This is a genomic window from Drancourtella sp. An12, assembly GCF_002160935.1.
GTDB lineage: Bacteria > Bacillota > Clostridia > Lachnospirales > Lachnospiraceae > Sellimonas > Sellimonas catena.
In genome coordinates this window covers 51,520-72,502 of the sequence record NZ_NFLO01000001.1, presented here as the reverse complement: position 1 = coordinate 72,502, position 20,983 = coordinate 51,520, and the positions used below count along the sequence as shown (strand labels likewise).

General features: G+C 45.5%; 20 protein-coding genes. 8 read left to right on the top strand and 12 right to left on the bottom strand.

Annotated elements, in window-relative coordinates:
• Positions 1-50 precede the first annotated feature (50 nt).
• From B5E64_RS00355 to rbr, 3 genes are all read left to right on the top strand, one after another.
• Positions 51-458, top strand: a complete 408-nt coding sequence (locus B5E64_RS00355; protein ID WP_087166549.1) for a transcriptional repressor — start codon at positions 51-53, stop codon at positions 456-458.
• 126 nt (positions 459-584) lie between these two features.
• The gene (locus tag B5E64_RS00350; protein ID WP_087166548.1) at positions 585-1,127 is read left to right on the top strand and encodes an NADH peroxidase; all 543 of its coding nucleotides are present in this window, start codon (positions 585-587) and stop codon (positions 1,125-1,127) included.
• Positions 1,128-1,284: 157 nt separating this feature from the next.
• Positions 1,285-1,821: a rubrerythrin gene (gene rbr, locus B5E64_RS00345; protein WP_087166547.1), complete on the top strand. Its 537-nt coding sequence runs from the start codon at positions 1,285-1,287 to the stop codon at positions 1,819-1,821.
• A 74-nt stretch (positions 1,822-1,895) separates the two neighbouring features.
• On the opposite strand, the gene B5E64_RS00340 is transcribed toward rbr, so the two are convergent.
• Together B5E64_RS00340 and B5E64_RS00335 are read right to left on the bottom strand one after the other, a co-directional pair.
• The gene (locus B5E64_RS00340; RefSeq protein WP_087166546.1) at positions 1,896-2,453 is read right to left on the bottom strand and encodes an ECF transporter S component; all 558 of its coding nucleotides are present in this window, start codon (positions 2,451-2,453) and stop codon (positions 1,896-1,898) included.
• A 3-nt stretch (positions 2,454-2,456) separates the two neighbouring features.
• Positions 2,457-3,068, bottom strand: coding sequence for an ECF transporter S component (locus tag B5E64_RS00335; protein WP_087166545.1), 612 nt, complete (start codon positions 3,066-3,068; stop codon positions 2,457-2,459).
• A 249-nt stretch (positions 3,069-3,317) separates the two neighbouring features.
• On the opposite strand from B5E64_RS00335, the gene B5E64_RS00330 reads away from it, so the two are divergent.
• A complete protein-coding gene (locus B5E64_RS00330) occupies positions 3,318-3,977 on the top strand; it encodes a hemolysin III family protein (RefSeq protein ID WP_087166544.1) in 660 nt (219 codons plus the stop codon).
• Between the two features lie 80 nt (positions 3,978-4,057).
• Here the strand turns inward: B5E64_RS00330 and B5E64_RS00325 are convergent, their stop codons facing one another.
• From B5E64_RS00325 to B5E64_RS00315, 3 genes are all read right to left on the bottom strand, one after another.
• Complete coding sequence (locus tag B5E64_RS00325) at positions 4,058-4,342, bottom strand: GIY-YIG nuclease family protein (RefSeq protein WP_087166543.1); 285 nt, start codon at positions 4,340-4,342, stop codon at positions 4,058-4,060.
• Between the two features lie 8 nt (positions 4,343-4,350).
• Complete coding sequence (locus B5E64_RS00320; RefSeq protein WP_087166542.1) at positions 4,351-5,700, bottom strand: MATE family efflux transporter; 1,350 nt, start codon at positions 5,698-5,700, stop codon at positions 4,351-4,353.
• Between the two features lie 197 nt (positions 5,701-5,897).
• Positions 5,898-6,677 (bottom strand): class I SAM-dependent methyltransferase, encoded by a 780-nt coding sequence (locus B5E64_RS00315; protein WP_087166541.1) that lies wholly within the window; start codon positions 6,675-6,677, stop codon positions 5,898-5,900.
• Between the two features lie 207 nt (positions 6,678-6,884).
• Between B5E64_RS00315 and B5E64_RS00310 the strand changes: the two genes are divergently transcribed.
• Positions 6,885-7,127: a type II toxin-antitoxin system Phd/YefM family antitoxin gene (locus B5E64_RS00310; RefSeq protein ID WP_087166540.1), complete on the top strand. Its 243-nt coding sequence runs from the start codon at positions 6,885-6,887 to the stop codon at positions 7,125-7,127.
• 56 nt (positions 7,128-7,183) lie between these two features.
• Here the strand turns inward: B5E64_RS00310 and B5E64_RS00305 are convergent, their stop codons facing one another.
• The 6 genes from B5E64_RS00305 to B5E64_RS00285 form a co-directional block, all read right to left on the bottom strand.
• On the bottom strand, positions 7,184-8,044 hold the full coding sequence (locus tag B5E64_RS00305) for a M23 family metallopeptidase (RefSeq protein WP_087166539.1): 861 nt from the start codon (positions 8,042-8,044) through the stop codon (positions 7,184-7,186).
• A 42-nt stretch (positions 8,045-8,086) separates the two neighbouring features.
• Complete coding sequence (locus B5E64_RS00300) at positions 8,087-8,983, bottom strand: SpoIID/LytB domain-containing protein (RefSeq protein WP_087166538.1); 897 nt, start codon at positions 8,981-8,983, stop codon at positions 8,087-8,089.
• Positions 8,984-9,049: 66 nt separating this feature from the next.
• Positions 9,050-11,512, bottom strand: coding sequence for a glycogen/starch/alpha-glucan phosphorylase (locus B5E64_RS00295; RefSeq protein ID WP_087166537.1), 2,463 nt, complete (start codon positions 11,510-11,512; stop codon positions 9,050-9,052).
• Between the two features lie 38 nt (positions 11,513-11,550).
• On the bottom strand, positions 11,551-14,706 hold the full coding sequence (gene ileS / locus B5E64_RS00290) for an isoleucine--tRNA ligase (RefSeq protein WP_087166536.1): 3,156 nt from the start codon (positions 14,704-14,706) through the stop codon (positions 11,551-11,553).
• Between the two features lie 207 nt (positions 14,707-14,913).
• The gene (locus tag B5E64_RS18575) at positions 14,914-15,045 is read right to left on the bottom strand and encodes a hypothetical protein (protein ID WP_255396377.1); all 132 of its coding nucleotides are present in this window, start codon (positions 15,043-15,045) and stop codon (positions 14,914-14,916) included.
• A gap of 6 nt (positions 15,046-15,051) precedes the next feature.
• Positions 15,052-16,467, bottom strand: coding sequence for a D-alanyl-D-alanine carboxypeptidase family protein (locus tag B5E64_RS00285; RefSeq protein WP_162610108.1), 1,416 nt, complete (start codon positions 16,465-16,467; stop codon positions 15,052-15,054).
• Positions 16,468-17,105: 638 nt separating this feature from the next.
• Here B5E64_RS00285 and B5E64_RS00280 point away from each other — a divergent pair.
• Positions 17,106-17,768, top strand: a complete 663-nt coding sequence (locus B5E64_RS00280) for a GGDEF domain-containing protein (protein ID WP_087166534.1) — start codon at positions 17,106-17,108, stop codon at positions 17,766-17,768.
• 78 nt (positions 17,769-17,846) lie between these two features.
• Here the strand turns inward: B5E64_RS00280 and B5E64_RS00275 are convergent, their stop codons facing one another.
• The gene (locus tag B5E64_RS00275) at positions 17,847-18,911 is read right to left on the bottom strand and encodes a helix-turn-helix transcriptional regulator (RefSeq protein ID WP_087166909.1); all 1,065 of its coding nucleotides are present in this window, start codon (positions 18,909-18,911) and stop codon (positions 17,847-17,849) included.
• Positions 18,912-19,179: 268 nt separating this feature from the next.
• On the opposite strand from B5E64_RS00275, the gene B5E64_RS00270 reads away from it, so the two are divergent.
• Both B5E64_RS00270 and B5E64_RS00265 read left to right on the top strand, forming a co-directional pair.
• The gene (locus B5E64_RS00270) at positions 19,180-19,482 is read left to right on the top strand and encodes a hypothetical protein (protein ID WP_087166533.1); all 303 of its coding nucleotides are present in this window, start codon (positions 19,180-19,182) and stop codon (positions 19,480-19,482) included.
• A 34-nt stretch (positions 19,483-19,516) separates the two neighbouring features.
• Positions 19,517-20,983 (top strand): DNA methylase, encoded by a 1,467-nt coding sequence (locus B5E64_RS00265; protein WP_087166532.1) that lies wholly within the window; start codon positions 19,517-19,519, stop codon positions 20,981-20,983.

Sequence of the window (20,983 nt, the reverse complement as noted above, 5' to 3'; positions counted from 1 at the left end):
ATTATAAATATAATAATTATTATCATTATTAATCGAAGGGAGGGTTTTTGTTGACAGCATTGAAATACAGCAGGCAGCGAGAATCGATTAAGGACTACCTGATGCATACAAATGCGCACCCGACTGCGGATATGGTTTACCTCCATGTCAAAGAACAGTTTCCTAATATCAGTCTTGGAACGGTATACCGGAATCTGAATCTTCTTTCTGACATGGGAGAGATCATCAAGATATCGACTCCGGACGGAGCAGACCGGTTTGACGGACGCACTGTTCCTCACTATCACTTTTTCTGTACTGAATGCGGTTGTATGGAAGATATGAACATGGCATGCATGAAACAGATTGACCAGCTTGCCAACGAAGCATTTGACGGCACCGTGGAATCACACACCATTACATTTTATGGGAAATGCAGCCGGTGTCTTCAAAAGCATTCAGAAGCTGCTGCCATATAATTGTAAATAATTCATGAATTCCAAAATAGGAATTGACAAGCACACGGAAAAGTGCTATATTGATATCAGTAATTATTACTGATTTTTAACTAAGGAAACAAAAAAAACGAAAAGGAGATATGTGTTATGAAAAAATGGGTATGTACAGTATGTGGTTATGTTTATGAAGGAGAAAATCCGCCGGCAGAATGTCCTCAGTGCCATGTTCCTGCAGATAAATTCCAGGAAATGGCAGGAGAAAGAACATGGGCTGCTGAGCACGTAGTAGGTGTTGCTCAGGGTGTCAGCGAAGACATCATCGCTGATTTAAGAGCAAACTTCGAGGGAGAATGCTCCGAAGTAGGTATGTACCTTGCAATGGCAAGAGTTGCTCATAGAGAAGGATATCCGGAGATCGGATTATACTGGGAGAAAGCAGCATGGGAAGAAGCAGAACACGCTGCTAAATTCGCAGAATTATTAGGTGAAGTCGTTACAGACAGCACAAAGAAAAACCTTGAGATGAGAGTAGAAGCTGAAAACGGCGCTACAGCTGGTAAATTTGACCTTGCTAAACGTGCAAAAGCTGCTAACCTTGACGCAATCCATGACACAGTTCATGAGATGGCAAGAGACGAAGCTCGTCACGGAAAAGCATTCGAAGGACTTCTCAAGAGATACTTCAGCTAAGATACACCCAATATTCAGGAATTTAGGAGACGGTTCTTATGAATCGTCTCCTTTTTTCAAAGCCTTCCCCGCTTCACAGCGGAAAGATTGTTCTTTCAGATTAACTGTGCTATAGTAGGGATAACAAGTAATTTGTCATTAAAAGGAGGAAAAAAAGATGTCAAAATACGAAGGAACCAAAACAGAACAGAACCTGATGGCTGCATTTTCCGGTGAGTCTCAGGCAAGAAACAAATACACATTTTATTCTTCTCAGGCAAGAAAAGCCGGATACGTTCAGATTGCAAATATCTTTGAGGAGACAGCAAATCAGGAAAAAGAACACGCAAAAATGTGGTTCAAAGAGTTCCACGGCATCGGTGATGTAGCGGAAAACTTAAAAGACGCTGCTGCCGGCGAAAACTATGAGTGGACAGAAATGTACAAAACCATGGCTGAAGAAGCAAGAGCAGAAGGATTCGATGAGCTTGCTGCAAAATTCGAACTTGTTGCACAGGTAGAGGCCGCTCACGAGAAACGTTACAATAAGATTCTTGCTACATTCGAAGCAGGAAATACTTTCAAAGGAGACGCTCCTCTTGGATGGAAATGCAACAACTGCGGATATATCTACGAAGGCGAAGAAGCTCCGGAAGTCTGCCCGGTATGTGCTCATCCGAAGGCTTATTTTGAAAGAAAAGTAGAAAACTACTAAAATTTACTGATCGGAAAAAGGAAGGACGCTGCTCCACAGACCATACATCTGTAGAGCAGCGTCCCTCTTCTTTTTTACATCACTCTCTGATAAATCCGTTTCACCGGCAGATACAGGATGCTGACCGCCACAGCCATAAAGACTGCATTGAATACAGTTGCCGGAATCGAAGCGGTGGATGCTGCCACTGCCGCGCCGATACCGCTTCCTGTGAGAACCAGTCCAAGGATTCCCATTCCCCACTCAATGAAAATATTTAAAACTGCGTAGACAATACTGCAGATCACAGCGCCCTGGTACTCCTTTTTCTGATCACCGTCTGCTCTTTTTCGGAACCATGCGAACAGCGCTCCCACCAGAAGACATTTCACAATCGTCTCCACAAATACCTGCGGGATGGACTGTACATATCCATTGAGGAGGTCAAAAATGACAAGCCCTGCTGTTCCGGTGACGGCCCCTTTCCTGCCGCCCTGAAGAAGCATCCCCAGTACCACAAATACGTGTCCAAAGTGGATAAACGGTGTTCCGACCACCGCCGGAACCGGAATCCGGAACGCCTGAATTCCAAGGAATGTAATCGCCGTAAAAAAGGCCATACTTACTATCGTCTTGATTTTCCGGTCGTTCATTTCTTATACCGCCTTTGTCCTTCTTATCTCTTTCGTAATCAACCCGCTCTTTAAGAGAACCGGGCGAACCGCATTGTAAAGCAGTCCGGCAAGCACGATCGATACGACCGCATTGATCAGTGTCGCCGCCCCGCTGATCTTGGCCAGTGTCTCCGCCATCTGCTGCGGCTGTCCGAGAATGTACTGCTTATAAAAATATCCCACAACAGGATCTGCGATTACATTAAATCCAAGTCCCGCCACGCATGCCAGAACACTCCATTTCATCACATACTTTTTATCAGTGCTTTCATTGATCTTTGCGAATCTGTGCGCAACAAGCCCGACAATCAGACCAATCATGAATTTCAGCACGAATGTCTTCGGTGCTCCTACAATATAAATCGGATCCAGGAGGTCTCCGATTGTCATGCCGACTGCTCCGGCCAGCCCTCCGTAACCGCCCCCAAGGATCAGCGCCGCCAGCGCGCAAAATGCATTTCCTGCATGGATCGACGTCGCATCGCCGCCCGGAACCGGAATTTTTATCTGCAAAAACGCAAATGCTACATAACACAATGCCGCGAAAATCGCGGTCTGCGCAAGTTTAGTTGTTGTCTGATGTCTCTGATTCATAATTCTGCCCTCTTTCCTCTGTTTCTTGCCTCATATTATCACCAAACTGGATTCTTTAAAACATCCAGTTTTATTATTTTTAACCAGTCCAGTTGTGGGTTTTAAATATTTTCTGTTCAAATCTTTATTTTTCTTTCGCAATTTTACTATTGATTTTTTGGAATATCGGATATAATATTAGCATATAGATTACGTAGTATTGAAAACTACATGTTGTTTTTTCAGCATGTTCAGACAGGAGGTAGTTTTATGAATAGACATAGCAGACATTTAAAAGATCCAGGAAGCGCCATTACACATTTTATCGGAATGCTGATGGCTATTTTTGCTGCAGTTCCTCTGTTGATCAAGGCCGCAAGGGAGCCGGATCATATTTATCTGATTTCCCTGAGTATTTACGCACTCAGCCTGATCTTATTGTATGCGGCGAGCACCACCTACCATACGTTTGATCTCTCTGAGAGGGCAAATACGATTCTCAAAAAAATTGACCACATGATGATATTCGTCCTGATTGCCGGAAGCTACACCCCGATCTGCCTGATTACGTTAAAAGGGCGGACAGGAACCATCCTTCTTGCTCTCGTGTGGGGTATTGCCATTGTGGGAATTATCCTGAAAGCCTTCTGGGTATTCTGTCCGAAATGGGTTTCTTCCGTTCTCTATATTGGAATGGGCTGGACCTGCGTCCTTGCTTTCACCCAGATTTTAAATGCCCTTTCTCCGGCAGCATTCGGATGGCTTCTTGCAGGCGGTATCATTTATACAATCGGCGGTGTCATCTACGCACTGAAGCTTCCGATCTTCAACAACCGCCACAAAAATTTCGGTTCCCATGAGATTTTCCATCTCTTCGTGATGGGCGGAAGCATGTGCCACTTTATCGTGATGTACGCTTTCGTACTGTAAGAACCTTACTGTAATAACCTGATTACAAAATAAAAGACCATGCATGACGCACAGTCTTCTCACCCGGCTCTGATCTGACATCAGGCCGGGTTTTCTTTTTGATTTTCAATCAGCTTTTCCTTTTCTTTCCGTGTTAGATGTTTGATCTCATATTCCCGCCTCATCGCCTCTTCTTTTGAACAGAAGCTCTCATAGTAGGCAAGCGCAACCGGACGTCTCGTCTTCGTATATCTGGCGCCTCTGCCGTCGTTGTGGGCCTTCAGGCGCTTTGTCAGATCATTGGTCCATCCGGTATAAAGTGTCCCGTCACTGCACTTCAGAATATAAGTATAATTTTTCTGGATCGTTTCTTTCTTCTCCTCCATGTTTCCTCCTAAAAAGGTGAATATGCTCCCTCTTTAAACCGCTTCAAAAGAATAACCGCCGCCACTGCAGCGATGACTTCTCCGGCCGGAAAAGATATCCACACCCCTGCAGGTCCGAAAACGCGGGACAGCAAAAATGCACACGGAATCGTGATGACAAACTGCCGCAAGAGTGAAATTACAAGAGAATGCTTTCCCTCTCCTATCGACTCAAAAACTCCGGAATAAATCACACCGATAGTGGAAACCAGAAATCCAAGGCAGATAATCCGAAGCGCCGTAATTCCCGCCTGCAGAAGAGACTCTTCCGCATCAAACAGCGCGAAAATCTGTCCCGGAACAGTAAGCGACAGCACCGTACCGATCAGCATAATACATCCTGCGGATAACAGGCTGTACCGGATAATGCTTCTCACCCGCTCTTTTTCTCCCGCTCCATAATTATAGCCGATCAGCGGCCTCATTCCCTGCACAATTCCATTCGCCGGCATATAAATGAAAGTCTGAAGCTTATAGTAAACTCCCAGAACCGCCACATACACATCCGAAAATCCTCCCAGAATCCGGTTAAGCACACTGACCAGAACCGATGGCAGCGTCAGCATAATACTGGATGGAATTCCTACACTGTAAATCTGCCGGATCATTGCCTTATCCAGCTTCAGATACTTCGGATGGATCTGAACGGCAAACCGCCATCTCTTATATACGACAATATAGAGCAGAAACGCCGTAATCTGGCCGATAACCGTAGCGTATGCCGCGCCTTTTACTCCCATGGCCGGACAGCCGAGAAGTCCGAAAATCATAATCGGATCCAGAATGATATTGATGACCGCCCCGGTCGCAAGAAGAATCATCGTAATCTTCATCTCACCGATTCCCTGAAAAATCTTCTCAAAGGCAATCTGCAAAAGGCACCCAAAGGACAGACATAGTACAATATAAGTATAATCGCACGCCAGATCCACAATCACTTTATTTTTTGTGAACATCGCAAGAAACGGTTTTGTGACAAGCAGTCCAAGAATCACAAATAAAATACAGTGAATCACCGTCAGCGCAATTCCAATAGTCGCAGCCCTATTCGCTTTCTCCTGCCTTCCGGCCCCAAGATGGATCGCAATGGCCGAACTGATTCCGACTCCGATTCCAACCGCTACCGATGTCACCACGTTCTGCAGCGGATACGCAAGAGAAACCGCCGTCAAAGCGTCCGTTCCAAGCCTTGATACATAAATACTGTCGACAATATTATACAGCGACTGAATCAACATGGAAAGCATCATAGGGACCGACATGGACATCAGAAGCGGAAATACCTTTCCGGTCTTCATAAACTCATTCGTCTTTTCCATTTTCTCTCTCCTTCTTCCACAGAATAAAAAAGACCATATGCCTGTTTAATTCTGAAACAGGAAAACCATATGATCTTTGCTTTGCTTTTCAATTTTGACCAATTTATGTTATCACACCAGGGCAGAACTGTCAAACATATTTTCTCCGACAGAATTTGACAATAGTTATCAAATGATTCCGCTGTTTGCAATCATTTCTACTCCGCTCGAAACATCCCGTATTCTTTCGGCACATGTAATATGCCATTGGAAGTATGTTGAAGTAACATATTCTTAACATCCTGCTTAGGCACATTCCGCAACGGCATCATGCTGGATAACGAATAAATATATTCGACCATATCGTCCACTTCCCTTACTTGCAGCGAATCCACATATTCTAATTTCTCAACTTTTGAGAAAACTTTTCCTAGTATTTCGTACCCATTTTGAAGTGTGAAATTTTTATTTATGCTGTCTTCAACCCCATATTCAGAAAATAATGTCGTGAGATATTCTGTAATACCATGTTCTCCATAAGTAGCACAATAAAATTTTCCACCCTTTTTTAACACGCGCCTTACCTCTGTCAACGCTCTATGTAAATCCGGCACATGATACAGCATCATATTGGCAATTACGATGTCAAATGTTTCGTCCCCAAACGGTATATCCTGAATATCAATAACCTGGTATTCAACATTATCATGGATGCCGACAGTTTCTTTGGAAACCTTGACCATACCAGCAGAAAAATCAGAAAGTACCAATTTTGAGCAGGAAGCAATCATTGCTTCTTTGTCTTTCCACATATCTCCTGTTCCGCATCCCAATTCTAACACTTTCATCCCATCAGAAATTTCATAATTAGAAAAGATCCAGTTTCCAAATCCCATTTTATTCGTTGAATATTTTTCGTGAATAGCGATTCTTATATTCAAATTTGTTTCAGTTGCATATTGCTGCTTTACGACTTCTGCATCATTCCAATTACTCATTGCCGTCTCTCCGACTCCTTTCCCCTGGCATTATAAGTTGATTTTAGCATATTTATTTCTCTTAGTCACATACGTTTTCAGAGTTCCCACGGGAGAAGATTGTAGAGATTCTGACCTCCCCTTAGCTACAAAAATTCACAGGGAATAGGTTGAATTTCTCCTATTTTTGGATATAATAAAAGTAACGAAAGCAAAGGAGGTTTCCCTATGAATATCAATACAAACAATCTGGTCTCCATTACAGAGGCAAACCAGAATTTCTCTAAAGTAGCCCGCCTTGTAGATGAGAGCGGCGCAGTAGTCATCCTGAAAAACAATGTTCCCCGTTATCTGGTTATGGAGTTTTCGTCAGCTGAACAGGAGCAGCTTGCTGCTGATGAGGATGTCATGTCCATTTCCCGGCGCTTGATTGAAAAGAATCGTCAGGCTTATGAGGTGCTTGCCAAATGATACAGCTCCTATAAAAAATCCAGGGGCACTCTCTCCGTCAGAGCCGCCCCTGGATGTTATTCGCTTAAATACTGTAACGGATCAACCGGCTGTCCGTCTTTACGGAATTCGAAGTAAAGATTACAGCCTTCTACGCTGTAATATCTGGTCGGTTCTGCCAGATAACCAAGTACGGTTTTGGCTTCTACACTGTCTCCGGTCTTTACCTGAACGTTCTGGAGCTGTCCGTAGATCGCCTCATATCCGTTTCCCATGTCTACTGTAACCGTCGTTCCTTCCTGCGGAGTCTTGTCGATGGATTTGACAATTCCTTTTCCTGCGGAAATAACCTGATCATTGACTGCGCCTCCAATAATCAAAGCCGGATTGTATTTATATTCTTCCAGTGTTGCGAAGTATACAGTCTTATCCATACTGTAGTTCATCAGCACTGCTCCGCTGACCGGCCAGATCAGCTTGTCCTCTTCACTGAAATTGATCTCACTTCCGCCCCCTGCCGTTTCTGCAGAGTCAATAGAAGCAGTATCCGGAACTGTGACATCCGCACTCTGATCGGTTGCTGTACCGTTGTTCTGAGACGACAGGCCGCCGGACGCAGTACCGTTATCTGCCGCATCTGTGCCGGAGGATGCAGGATCCTCTGCCGCTTCAGAAATACCGCTGCCGGAAAAATCAGAGACTCCTTCTTCTGTCACATCGTCTGTAGAATCATTGATTACATCCCCCGCATCTGCGCTCTGGTATTCTTCCAGCTCCTGACGGCTTTCCTCCTCAATCTTTGCCATCTCATTTTTAACATTGCTTTTGTATTGCTGAAATGTATAGACACCCGTCAGAACTACTGCTGCCGCCATGCAGACTGCCAGCCCGATTTTTGCTCCCCGACGTTTTTTAGGAGCGCGCTTATTGTTGTTCATCTTCATCACCTCTGGCATTATCTTTGCCAGAAACCAGGAAGCTTATTCTGTGTCTTTCAAAATTTCCGCAACTTCTTTTAAGACAGTTCCTTCAAAAAAATAATTCAGAATCTCTTTGTAGTCTTTTCCCTCTTTCGCCATGGATTCGGCCATATTCTGGCTCATTCCAAGTCCATGGCCGATACCCTGAGTGATGGCGGTCGTTTTTTTATTTTCTTCTTTCAATGTATAGCAGGACGAAGCAAGCTCCCACCGGTCCCGGAACGTATCTCCATCCATTGTCTCTTCTCCCTGCCTGATCTCCAGCACATATCCGGCGCTGTCCTGCTTTGTGATTTCATACCCGGTTCCATCGATTTCTTTTGACTGAAACGCATCCTCCGCATCCTTGTCTTCCGCACAGTCTACACTTTTCAGGTACGGATACTGATCCGTTCCGAGTGCTTCTTTCGCATCTCTTGTCTTTCCATTTGTCAGACGGCAGTACGGTGTATATGCCGGATGATCCTCATAGACAAGAATTCTTTCTTTCGTCTCATTCCACGCTTTTGAAAGCTTCTCATAATATTCCTGCATATGGCTCTTCCACTCTTTTTCCATTTCGTCCACTGTATAAAAATGATCGGTAAAAACAAGTTCTTCTCCTTCTTTTTGCTCTGTCATCTTTTTGTAGATCCCGGTCCGCACAATGACCGCCTGCGCTTTGATCGTCTCTATATCCATCTCCATCGAGATCTCTTTTGCCAGCATGCCCATTCCATACGCGTCCAGAGACATGGTCAAAAACCTGTCATCTTCCCCGCTTTGCACCATTACTTCTGTTTCCTCCTGCCGTGGAGGCGCCAGGCGCATCGGCCCGTTGATAAAAATCGTGATTACATATGGCAGCGCAATCAGAAGAAACAAAATACAGCCATATTTTTTCCATTTCCGAAGCATAAAAAACCCTCCCATACAACGTATGAGAGGATTTTTATTCTTATTCCTGTCCTTTTTGCAGGCGAATTATGCATCAACCTTAATGTGGTCCAGATGCCAGATGTCATCTACGTATTCCTGAATCGTTCTGTCAGAAGAGAATTTGCCGCAGCATGCAACATTCATGAGCGCTTTCTTAGCCCATCCTTCTCTGTCTTTATATGCTTCTTCCACACGTTTCTGTGCGTCTGCATAAGAACGGAAGTCTTTCAGAATGAAGTATCTGTCCGCACGTTCCTGACCGTGTGTGTTGACAAGTGAATCGTAGAGATCTCTGTACATCTCCCTGTCTCCATTGGAGTACGTTCCGTCGATCAGCTGATCAACGACTCGTTTGATGTCCCAGTCATTAAAGTAAATATCTGCCGGATTGTATCCGCCGTTGTTCTCAAAGTTGATAACCTCATCGGATGAAAGTCCGAAGATAAATGCATTTTCAATTCCAACTTCTTCAACGATCTCTACATTGGCACCATCCATGGTTCCAAGAGTCGGAGCACCATTAAGCATAAATTTCATGTTTCCGGTACCGGATGCCTCTTTGGATGCTGTGGAAATCTGTTCGCTGACATCTGCTGCCGCAAAGATGATCTCTGCATTGGATACACGATAATCTTCGATAAATACAACTTTGATCTTTCCGTTGATGCTCTTGTCATTGTTGATGACATCCGCAACAGAATTGATCAGCTTGATTGTCTCCTTGGCACGGACATATCCTGCCGCTGCCTTTGCGCCGAAGATAAACGTTCTCGGATAGAAGTACATCTCCGGGTGATCTTTGATCTGATTGTACAGGTACATCACATGAAGAATATTCAAAAACTGACGTTTGTATTCATGGAGACGTTTTACCTGCACATCAAAAATCGATCTCGGATCCACTTCAATTCCATTATATTTCTTAATATATTCTGCCAGGCGCAGCTTGTTCTGGTATTTAATCTCACGGAATTCCGCAAGCGCTTTTGGATCATCCACATATTTTTTCAGCCTGCTCATCTGAGACAAGTCGGTAATCCACCCATCTCCGATGCGCTTTGTCACCCAGTCTGCAAGGAGTGGATTTCCATGCATGAGGAATCTTCTCTGGGTAATTCCGTTTGTTTTATTATTGAATTTCTCCGGCATCATGTCGTAGAAATCTTTCAGCTCCTCATGTTTGAGAATCTCTGTGTGAAGTCTTGCCACACCGTTTACAGAATATCCCGCTACAATGGCAAGATGTGCCATCTTCACCTGACCGTCGCGGATGATAGCCATTCTGGCAACTCTTCCTTCATCCCCCGGATATCTGGAGCGGACCTGTTCAATAAATCTGCGGTCGATTTCCTGAATAATCTGATAAATACGCGGAAGGAGTCTGGAGAACAGATCAACCGGCCATTTTTCCAGGGCCTCCGCCATAATTGTATGATTCGTATAGGCAACTGTCTTTGTCGTCACATCCCATGCTTCATCCCACTCCAGTCCTTCCTGGTCAATCAGGAGATGCATCAGTTCTGCAACTGCCAGTGTCGGATGGGTATCATTCATCTGAATGGTTACTTTCTCATGAAGTTTGCGGACATCGTCATGCTTCTTCTTATACCGTACCAGCAGCGCCTGAAGGCTGGCAGAGATGAAGAAATACTGCTGTTTCAGACGTAATTCTTTTCCTGCATAGTGGTCATCACAAGGATAAAGCACATCTACAATCATCTTTGCCAGATTTTCCTGTTCCACCGCATGTCTGTAATCACCGCGGTTAAACGCGTCCAGATGGAAGTCCGTAATTGCTTCCGCATCCCAGATTCTCAGTGTATTGACTACATGATTTCCGTATCCGATAATCGGCATATCATACGGTACAGCAAGAACAGAGCTGTAGTTTTCCTGAATGAAATTGTTCCGTTTCGTCACAGGGTCGTATTCGATTCGTACATCTCCTCCGAAACGGACTTCTTTTGCGTACTCATCACGGCGAATCTCAAACGGGTTGCCGTCCTTGAGCCAGTTGTCCGGTACTTCCACCTGATATCCGTTCTCGATTTTCTGCTTGAACATGCCGTAACGGTAACGGATTCCGCAGCCGTAGGCCGGATACCCCAGTGTCGCAAGGGAATCAAGAAAGCAGGCTGCAAGTCTTCCGAGACCACCATTTCCAAGAGCCGGATCCGGTTCCTCATCCTCTACCGCATTCAGATCGATTCCCATCTCATCCAGCGCTTCTTTGACTTCTTTATAAGCAGTCATATTGATCAGGTTGTTGCCCAGAGCCCTTCCCATCAGGAACTCCATGGACATGTAATATACTGTCTTTGGATCTTCTTTTTCCATTTCTGCCTGCGTCGCAAGCCAGTAATCAATGATCGTCTCTTTTACGGCAAGGGAAACTGCCTGAAAAATCTGCCGTCCGGTTGCTTCTTCGATTGTTTTTCTATAAAGGTTTTTAATATTATTCTTTACTTCCTCTTTAAAAGCTTCTTTCTCAAATCTTTTACTGTACATCTTCCTTTTCCTTCCTGAACATTTTGAATGTCTGATGATTAGTTTTCTTTTGCCACTCCAATCGTAACAGCCTCGCCGTTAATTTTCCACTCTTTTACATAGCCTGCCGGCTCTGTTTTTTCCATGGATACAGCAAGAACATCTTCTGAAATTTCCTGTCGGTTCTCTGCGAAAACAGTTTCTGCTTTCTCACTTCCAGTATATGTTACATGGATCTTGTCTGTCACTTCGAAACCGGCTTCTTTTCTCATCGTCTGGATCTTACTGATGATTTCACGCACAAATCCTTCTTCCAGAAGTTCCGGTGTCAGATTGGTATCCAGAACAACTGTAATTCCATAATCGCTTTCAGATACATATCCTTCTGTCTGTGTCATGTCAATGAGCAGATCCTCTTTTGTAAGAACTACTTCATTTCCATCAACTGTGAATTTCAGTTCGGAATTGCTCTCAAGATCATCCATTGCCTGATTGCCGTCCAGAGTCTCGAGCTCTTTCTTAATACCGCCAAGCAGCTTTCCGTATTTTGGTCCGACTGTCTTTAACTGTGGTTTGAATGTGTAGGTTGTAAATGCCCGGACATCCTCTGTCTGCTCCATTTCTTTTACATTGAGCTCTTCTGTAATAATCTCTCTGTAATATTCCGGAAGTTCCTCCACACCTTTGACAAACATCTTGCCGATAGGCTGACGGTTCTTGATATTAGCCGCATTTCTGCATGCACGGCCCATTACAACGATCTTCAGAACTTCGTCCATGTAGCGCTCCAGTTCCTCGTCGATGTACGCCTCATTTACCTCCGGGAAGTCGCACAGATGAATGCTTTCCGGCGCACTCTGATCAAGACTTCTTACGAGATTCTGATAGATCTCTTCTGTCATGAACGGAATCATCGGAGCCGCCGCTTTTGATACTGTCACAAGCGCTGTATACAGTGTCATATACGCATTGATTTTATCCTGTTCCATTCCTTTTGCCCAGAAACGCTCGCGGCATCTTCTGACATACCAGTTACTCATATCATCTACGAATTCCTGCAGTGCTCTTGCAGTCTCCGGAATCCGGTAATTGGCAAGATTGTCATCTACCGTCTTTACAAGCGTATTGAGTTTGGAAAGAAGCCATTTGTCCATGACGGACAGTTTTTCATATTCCAGTTTATATTTTGTAGCGTCAAACTCATCAATATTCGCATACAGTACGAAAAATGCGTACGTATTCCACAGTGTTCCCATGAATTTACGCTGTCCTTCCTGAACTGCCTTTCCATGGAACCGGTTCGGAAGCCACGGTGCGCTGTTGACATAGAAGTACCAGCGGATCGCGTCAGCTCCGTAAGTTTCAAGAGCCTCGAACGGATCAACCGCGTTTCCTTTGGATTTACTCATCTTCTGGCCGTTTTCATCCTGTACATGTCCAAGAACAATGACGTTCTTATACGGCGCCTTGTTGAAGAGCAGTGTGGAAATCGCAAGCAGAGAGTAAAACCATCCTCTTGTCTGGTCTACCGCTTCGGAGATGAAATCTGCCGGGAACTGCTGCTCAAACAGTTCTTTATTCTCAAACGGATAGTGATGCTGCGCAAACGGCATGGATCCGCTGTCAAACCAGCAGTCGATTACTTCCGGCACACGGTGCATTTCTTTTCCACATTTTGGACATTTAATCGTCACGTCATCGATATATGGACGGTGAAGCTCGATATCGTCCGGACAGTTGTCGGACATTGATTTCAGCTCTTCGATACTTCCAATGGAATGCTGATGTCCACATTCACATTCCCAGATATTCAGCGGAGTTCCCCAGTAACGGTTCCGGCTGATGCCCCAGTCCTGAACGTTTTCCAGCCAGTCGCCGAAACGTCCTTTACCGATGCTTTCCGGAATCCAGTTGATCGTATTATTGTTGCGGATCAGGTCATCTTTGACTTCTGTCATGCGGATAAACCAGGATTCTCTTGCGTAGTAGATCAGCGGAGTGTCGCATCTCCAGCAGTGCGGGTAGCTGTGCTCAAATTTCGGAGCTGAGAAGAGAAGTCCTCTCTTGTCCAGATCCTCAAGAACCATCGGGTCTGCTTTTTTACAGAAGATACCTGCAAACGGTGTCTCCTCTGTCAGTTCTCCCTTTCCGTTTACAAACTGTACAAACGGCATATCATAGCGGCGTCCCACCTTGGCATCGTCTTCACCGAATGCCGGTGCAATGTGAACGACTCCGGTTCCGTCTGTCAGTGTAACATAGGTGTCGCACAACACGTAAAATGCTTTCTTATTCTGCTTTTCTGCTGCCTTTGCAGCTCCTTCATAGAGTGGAATGTATTCTTTGCCTTCCAGCTCTTTTCCTGTATAGCGCTCTACAATTTCATAGGCCTTTTCGCCTTTTTCTTTTGCAAGTCCGCCGAGCACCTGATCAAGAAGTGCCTCTGCCATATAATATACACGTCCGTCAGCTGCATTTACTTTCACATAGGACTCGTCCGGATTTACACAGAGAGCCACGTTGGACGGCAGTGTCCAAGGCGTTGTTGTCCATGCAAGAATATAAGCGTCTTCATCTTTTACCTTGAAACGCACGATTGCGGAACGCTCTTTTACGTCCTTGTATCCCTGCGCTACTTCCTGCGCGGAAAGCGGTGTTCCGCAGCGCGGGCAGTAAGGAACGATCTTAAATCCTTTATAAAGAAGTCCTTTCTCCCAGATCTGCTTTAATGCCCACCACTCGGACTCGATAAAATCATTGTCATAGGTAACATACGGATGCTCCATGTCCGCCCAGAAACCAACTGTAGCAGAAAAGTCCTCCCACATACCTTTATATTTCCATACACTCTCTTTACATTTACCGATGAAGGGCTCAAGACCATATTCTTCGATCTGATCTTTTCCATCCAGTCCAAGCAGTTTCTCCACTTCAAGTTCTACCGGCAGTCCGTGGGTATCCCATCCTGCTTTTCTCGGAACCATCTTTCCTTTCATCGTCTGATATCTCGGAATCATATCTTTGATAACACGGGTGAGGACATGTCCGATGTGCGGTTTTCCGTTGGCCGTCGGAGGTCCGTCATAGAACGTGTATGTCTCGCCTTCTTTTCTGTTTTCCATGCTCTTCTCAAAAATATGGTTTTCTTCCCAGAATTTTTCTACTTCTTTTTCTCTGTCAACAAATTTCAAATCGGTTGAAACTTTCTGATACATGCTCTTCTCTCCTTTTAGAATTTTTCTAAGAAAAAAAACTCCCGTCCGTAATAGGACGAGAGTATAATCTTTCGCTGTACCACCTGTTACTGCATACGTTCATATGCGCTCTTGGTAACGGCAGAATACCGGCAGCGCTTAGTAGGATTCCCGTTCAGCGTCTGCAGCTCGGAAGTGATCTTCAGGCAGGGTCTACTTACACCGGGCTCACACCATCTCCGGCTCGCTGAAGGCTTTTGACATCTGTCTTACTCTCTTCGTCATCGCTTTTTCGATATATTTATGTATGGTCTGTCCCATACTTCGTTTATTATACTTGATAGTTTTCGTATGCGTCAAGTATTTTTACCATCTTTTCCTTCCGCGCCTTCTGCTTCTTCTGGCGGCTCTCTTCATTCTTCTCCGTCTCTGACGCTCCAGACGCTTCTGCCGTCTGCTCGTCCTCAGGAACGATCTCCGTCTTCTTCTGCGGAATACCAGAATCAGAATCACAACTGCCACAATGATTACAGCCGCTGCCGCTGCGATCACGATCCACTGTCTTCCCTCGAATACATTTTTGATGGTGTCCAGAACCGATGCTGTTCCCTGCTCTTCTTTTTCCTTCCGGGCCACGGCTTTCTCATCGACATCCGCTTTTGCTTTGCCGACAGTCTGTCCTTCATACGTCAGATACAGCATGGACTCTCCATTTTCTTCTCCGGTCTCAAACTTCAGGTCTTCCTGGGAAGCGTCAACCGGAAGACTTACATAAACCGGTTCTGTCTCCGTGACAGTTGCATGTGCTTCTTCCTGTGCCTGCTCCAGAACACTGCTTTCTACCTCCTGCCTGGTGAAATTCTCAAACGCGTAATCCAGAATACTTCTTGTATCATCATAAATGTGCTGGCCTCTTGTCTCCATCTCCACGCAGACAAGGTGCATTTTTCCGTTGTCCGCAAGAGTAATCAGTGTATTTCCGGCCTCATCAGTATATCCTGTTTTTCCTCCGACACAGTACTCATAATAATGATCGTTCCAGTTGACCAGCATCTCATGCCTCTGCTGGAATGTCCGGGACTCTGTCTCCAGATTGGTAGGTCCAATCGTATGCTCATATGTCTGCATGATTTCCATGAGCTCAGGATGAGAAAACAGCTCTGACGAAATCAGTGCCATATCATGTGCCGACGTATAATGATTTTCATCCTGCAGGCCGTGCGGATTGACAAAATGCGTATGGGTGGCACCAAGCTCCCCGGCCCGGTCATTCATGGCCACCACAAACTTTTCATATCCCGTTCCGGTTCCTGAAAGTGTATTGCCGATATTTTCCGCAACCGCGTAGGACACCTCGTTTGCCGATGCCAGGAGTACCCCGTACAGCGCATCCGTCAGGGATATCTCCTCTCCCGGCCGCATCCCGATATAAGCGTCCCCCGGTTCGAGGAAATCCACGCTTTCCTGTGAGATCGTCACCCGTCCAGTCTCCAGATCTCCATTTTCCGCCGCCAGAAGTGCTGTCATCACTTTCGTAATACTCGCCGGATAGTGCTCATCATCAATATTCTTTGCATAAAGTACCGCCTTTGTATCGGCATCGATCACAATGGCCGACTTTCCATAGACTGCAGGACCTTCCGGCCAGTTTTCAACCTCATTACTCTGAACCGGAAGCGCATAGGACTGCTTCGCCTCCTCCTCTGCATCCGCCGCACTGACTCCTGATGCGGGCACTGTAACCGCTGCAATACAGAGCAGTCCTGCCAGTATTTTTTTCATTTTTCTTTTCATCATATGTCTCCCCTGTTTTTCTTCGTACCTTATAGTTTACCATATCTTCGGAAAGAAAGTGAAAAAAATCCACTTTTCCGTGCACTTTTCTTTTTACACATCCCGATTCTGTTTTTCCACGATATTCACACCGTTTTTCTCCACATGCAAAACTGTCCACCTTATGTGGATAAAGTTGTGGATAACTTTCTTTTTTTCCTCTTTTCTTTCCCCGGTTTATTAGTATCTATCCTTCAGTTTCTCTTAAAAATCGGGCTTTTCCATACTATATCCGCTCTATTTTCTTTTATGCCCTCTTTTCCCTATTATGTGGATAACTTTTTCTTCAATCTGTTTTTTTATCCTCCTTTTTTACCCTTTATCCACTTTCCCGTGTCGAAAACCAACTATTTTTTTCTACGGATTCTCCAAGCTTTATCCAAACGTTTTTGGAACATGTCCACAAAGTTATCCACTCTTTCCACATAGTTATCAACATCCTGTATCTAAAATTTTACTTGACACAAGACTATGATACGATTTTCATAAAATTCAAAGAAAAAAAAACACATATTTTTTACTTTTTCTTTCTATACTTAATTATAATACCTGGTTTGCTATTGGAACATCAAAGGAGATGATTGGTAATGAAATCTTATAGAGCTTTAAAATGGATACAGGGTATATTCATCGTATTCTTTTTTATGGCCTTTTGTATTCTGCTCCGTGCAGAACACTTTTTATCCACGGAATATTCCATCTTTCTCTTTTCCGGGCTTTTCGGATGCCTTGCGTTTCTGGCTTTCGATCTGATTTCCTGGAACCGTCAGAAAAAGAAAGAACAGCGGCTGTTCCAGCTGGCCCAGACAGATGCTCTGACCCGGCTTCCGAATACCTCCGCACTTAAAAACGAACTCGTAAAGCTTTCTGAAACAGTACTGGAAGATGACATTTCCTGCGCGGTGATTTCTTTTGACAATATCCACCGTCTGAACCGTACTTACGGGCACGAGGCGGGAGATGCTGTATTCCGGGAATTTGCGGATATTCTCCGGGTTTCTGCGGAAGATCTGTGTTTTATCGGCAGAAAAAGCGGCCGTACTTTCCTCGCCATCTTCCGGGAAAACTCCCACGAAAAGACAGAACTGTTTCTGGAAAGGCTGAAACGCGGCGTGGAGATTCACAATGAGACAAACGGACTGCTGCCGATCACCTACTATGCGGAAGCAGCTTACAATGATGAACTTCATTATGTATCTATTTACGATCTGATCAAAATCCGGTCCGGAAAACGACGACAGCAGGCATAAACAACAGGAAAAATGCAAAAATATACCCCGGTCATCCGGTACACACGTGCCGGACGGCCGGGGTTTTTGTAAGCCTTTTTATGATTCCCCGTTTTCGTCTTCTATTTCTTTGACGGCATCCTGAAATTCGTCTCTTTCCCGCAAAAATGCGGTATCTTCATCTTCCTTGATCATTTTTAACAACATCTGCTTCATCCTGGATTTGTCCTCAGTCTCCACTTTTTTTGTCTGGATATGCTGGTAAAGCGGGGACTTCTTAAGATCCCACCGCTTTGTTACTGACTTCAGCATCGGCACCAGAACTTTCAGCGTATTCACCCAGTCTTTTTGCGCTGAGTATAACTGAAAATGTGCTACATATGAAGTGTACTCCCACTGGTCGAAAAGCTTCGAGGCATCTCTGGATACATCTGCAATGTACTCCGCGTCTTCAAACCGCTCTTCTTTGATGGCAATTTCCATCAACGTCATGAGTACCGAATGAATCTCCGTCATGGCCATGAGCAGCTTTTCTTCCTCCAGCTTCGCAGCCTCCTGCAGTTTTCCACAATCAATCATCAGATTTGCCTGTACCTGCTTTTTATCCACCGGGCTTTCATCCGGCAGAGCTTCCAGCAGTTCCCATGCCTTATCATACTCTTTCCGTCCCCGGTACCTGGATATCAGCATGGACCGCACCTGATTCTGTATCCGGGCATCCGTACTCTCGAGTGCTCTCCTGTACAGTGCTTCACACTCCTCCCGGTATTGTTCCGCTTCCTTTACCTTGACATCCATCAATACCGCCCCGTCCAGAAACAGCGCGATATTCAGAATCAGCGGATAGCAGGATGGATATTCCCTTACCTTTTCCATCGCCTCTTCATAGGCCTTTTCTACTCCATCCTCATCGCTCACTTCACTTAAATGATTCAAAAACATGGCAATCTCCTGATCCGAGAGTTCCTCTTTAAAAGAAAGCAGCGTATTTAAATCCGTGTCCAGAAGCCTTGCAAGCGCAGGGAGCAGGGTAATGTCCGGGTAGGAAGTTCCTTTCTCCCACTTGTGGACCGCCGGGGCCGTCACTCCAAGATATCCTGCCATCTGCTCCTGCGTCATATGCTTCTCCATTCGCCTTGTTCTTATGATTTCATTGATTTTCATTTTTCTTTTCCCCTTATACGTTCTGACTGTTTCTGTTTCTACTTTGATTATATCAATCTGCCGCTGCATAAGGCAATGAACTGCTTTTTAAACTTTTGGTTAAAAAAGAAACCATTGGTTTTCTTCTGAAAAACAGAACACGATTCTCTTTTCTGGAAGTTTCTTCATCTTGACATTCTCTGTTTTTCTATAGTATGATGAACTCAGAAGAATTCGAACATACGTTTGTTTTGTTTGATCACTATTTTCAGGAAAGGAGACGCTTTGTATGAATCAGACCCTGCACAGTCCAGCTCCCGGTCCACATACCACAGAGCGCATTTATGTCAGTGTTTCTTCCATTTTTGATGCCACCGGCTATATGCAGCCGACATCCATCACCTGGGCGGACGGCCGTACCTTTCCCATCGAAAGTGTCCGGGACTGCCGGCCTGTACCCGCTTTATCCCGGGGCGACTGTTATACCGTAGTCATTCACGGTCAGGAAAAGCATCTGTTTTTTGAACGTACGGATCCTCTATTTCCAAGCCGTGTCGGAAGATGGTTTGTAGAAAGAAGTGCTTCTGTATAATCTGTTACTCTGAAAAGAAAGAAGGCGACGCAAGATGAAAACCTATCTCGCAATTGATCTGAAATCCTACTATGCATCTGCCGAGTGCGCAGCACGTCATCTCGACCCTTTGACCACCAATCTGGTAGTGGCGGATGAATCCCGCACTGAAAAGACGATCTGCCTTGCCGTCTCCCCTTCTCTGAAGGCATATGGGATTCCCGGCAGGGCACGGCTCTTTGAAGTCATTCAGAAGGTCAAGGAAGTCAATACGCGCAGGCTTCAGGCCGCCATCCAGAGTCATACTGCACTGAATCAAAACGGACGGCTGTCTCTTGGAGAGCCTTCCTTTGACGCAAATGCCTTGAAACAGGATCCGACGCTTACGGTTTCCTATCTGGTTGCCCCTCCCCGTATGGCCTACTATATGGAACTTTCCGCAAAGATCTATTCTATCTATCTGAAATACATTGCCCCGGAGGACATTCATGTCTATTCCATCGATGAAGTCTTTATGGATGTGACCTCCTATCTGGAGCATTATCAGATGTCCGCCCATGACCTTGCCAAAGCAATGATCCGCGAAGTCCTTTACGCCACCGGCATCACCGCCACCGCAGGAATCGGGACCAATCTGTACCTTTGCAAACTTGCCATGGATATCGTTGCCAAACGCACGCCTCCGGACCCGGACGGCGTCCGGATTGCCGAGCTTGATGAGGCATCTTTCCGGTATCTTCTCTGGGATCATCAGCCGCTTACCGATTTCTGGCAGACAGGTACCGGTACCGTCAGACGTCTGGAAAAGCACGGGATTCATACAATGGGCGAGCTGGCACGGGCCAGCCTCACAGAAGAAGATATGCTTTACAAGGAATTTGGTATTGATGCTGAAATCCTCATCGATCATGCCTGGGGGATCGAGCCGTGCACCATGCAGGATATTAAATCATACCGCCCTTCGGACAACAGCACCAGTGAGGGCCAGGTGCTCTCCTGTCCTTACGACCATCAGAAAGCCCGGATCGTCGTCCAGGAGATGACAGAAAGTCTCTCCTACCGTCTTCTGGAACAGAATCTGACGACAGATTCTCTGACTCTGGGAATCGGCTATGACCGTGAAAACTGCGACAGCGGCTCATATCACGGAGAAGTTCACATCGATCACTACGGCCGGAAAGTTCCGAAAGGCGCACACGGTACGATCCGTCTGGATCCTCCGTCCAATCTGGCAGGCAGCCTGATCCAGGCAGCTTCAGAGCTGTTTGAGCAGATCACAGATCCCCGTCTTCTGGTACGCCGTATTACGATCACGGCAAACCGGGTAATGAAAGATGACGGGATCTATCAGCTCAATCTGTTTACCGACACAAAGAAGCTGGAAAAAGAAAAGAAGCTTCAGGAATCCATGCTGGATATCCGGAAGCGCTTTGGAAAAAATGCGGTACTGAAAGGTACCAGTTTTTTAGACGGCGCTACCATGCGGGAGCGCAACGGGCAGATCGGCGGCCACAAGGCCTGA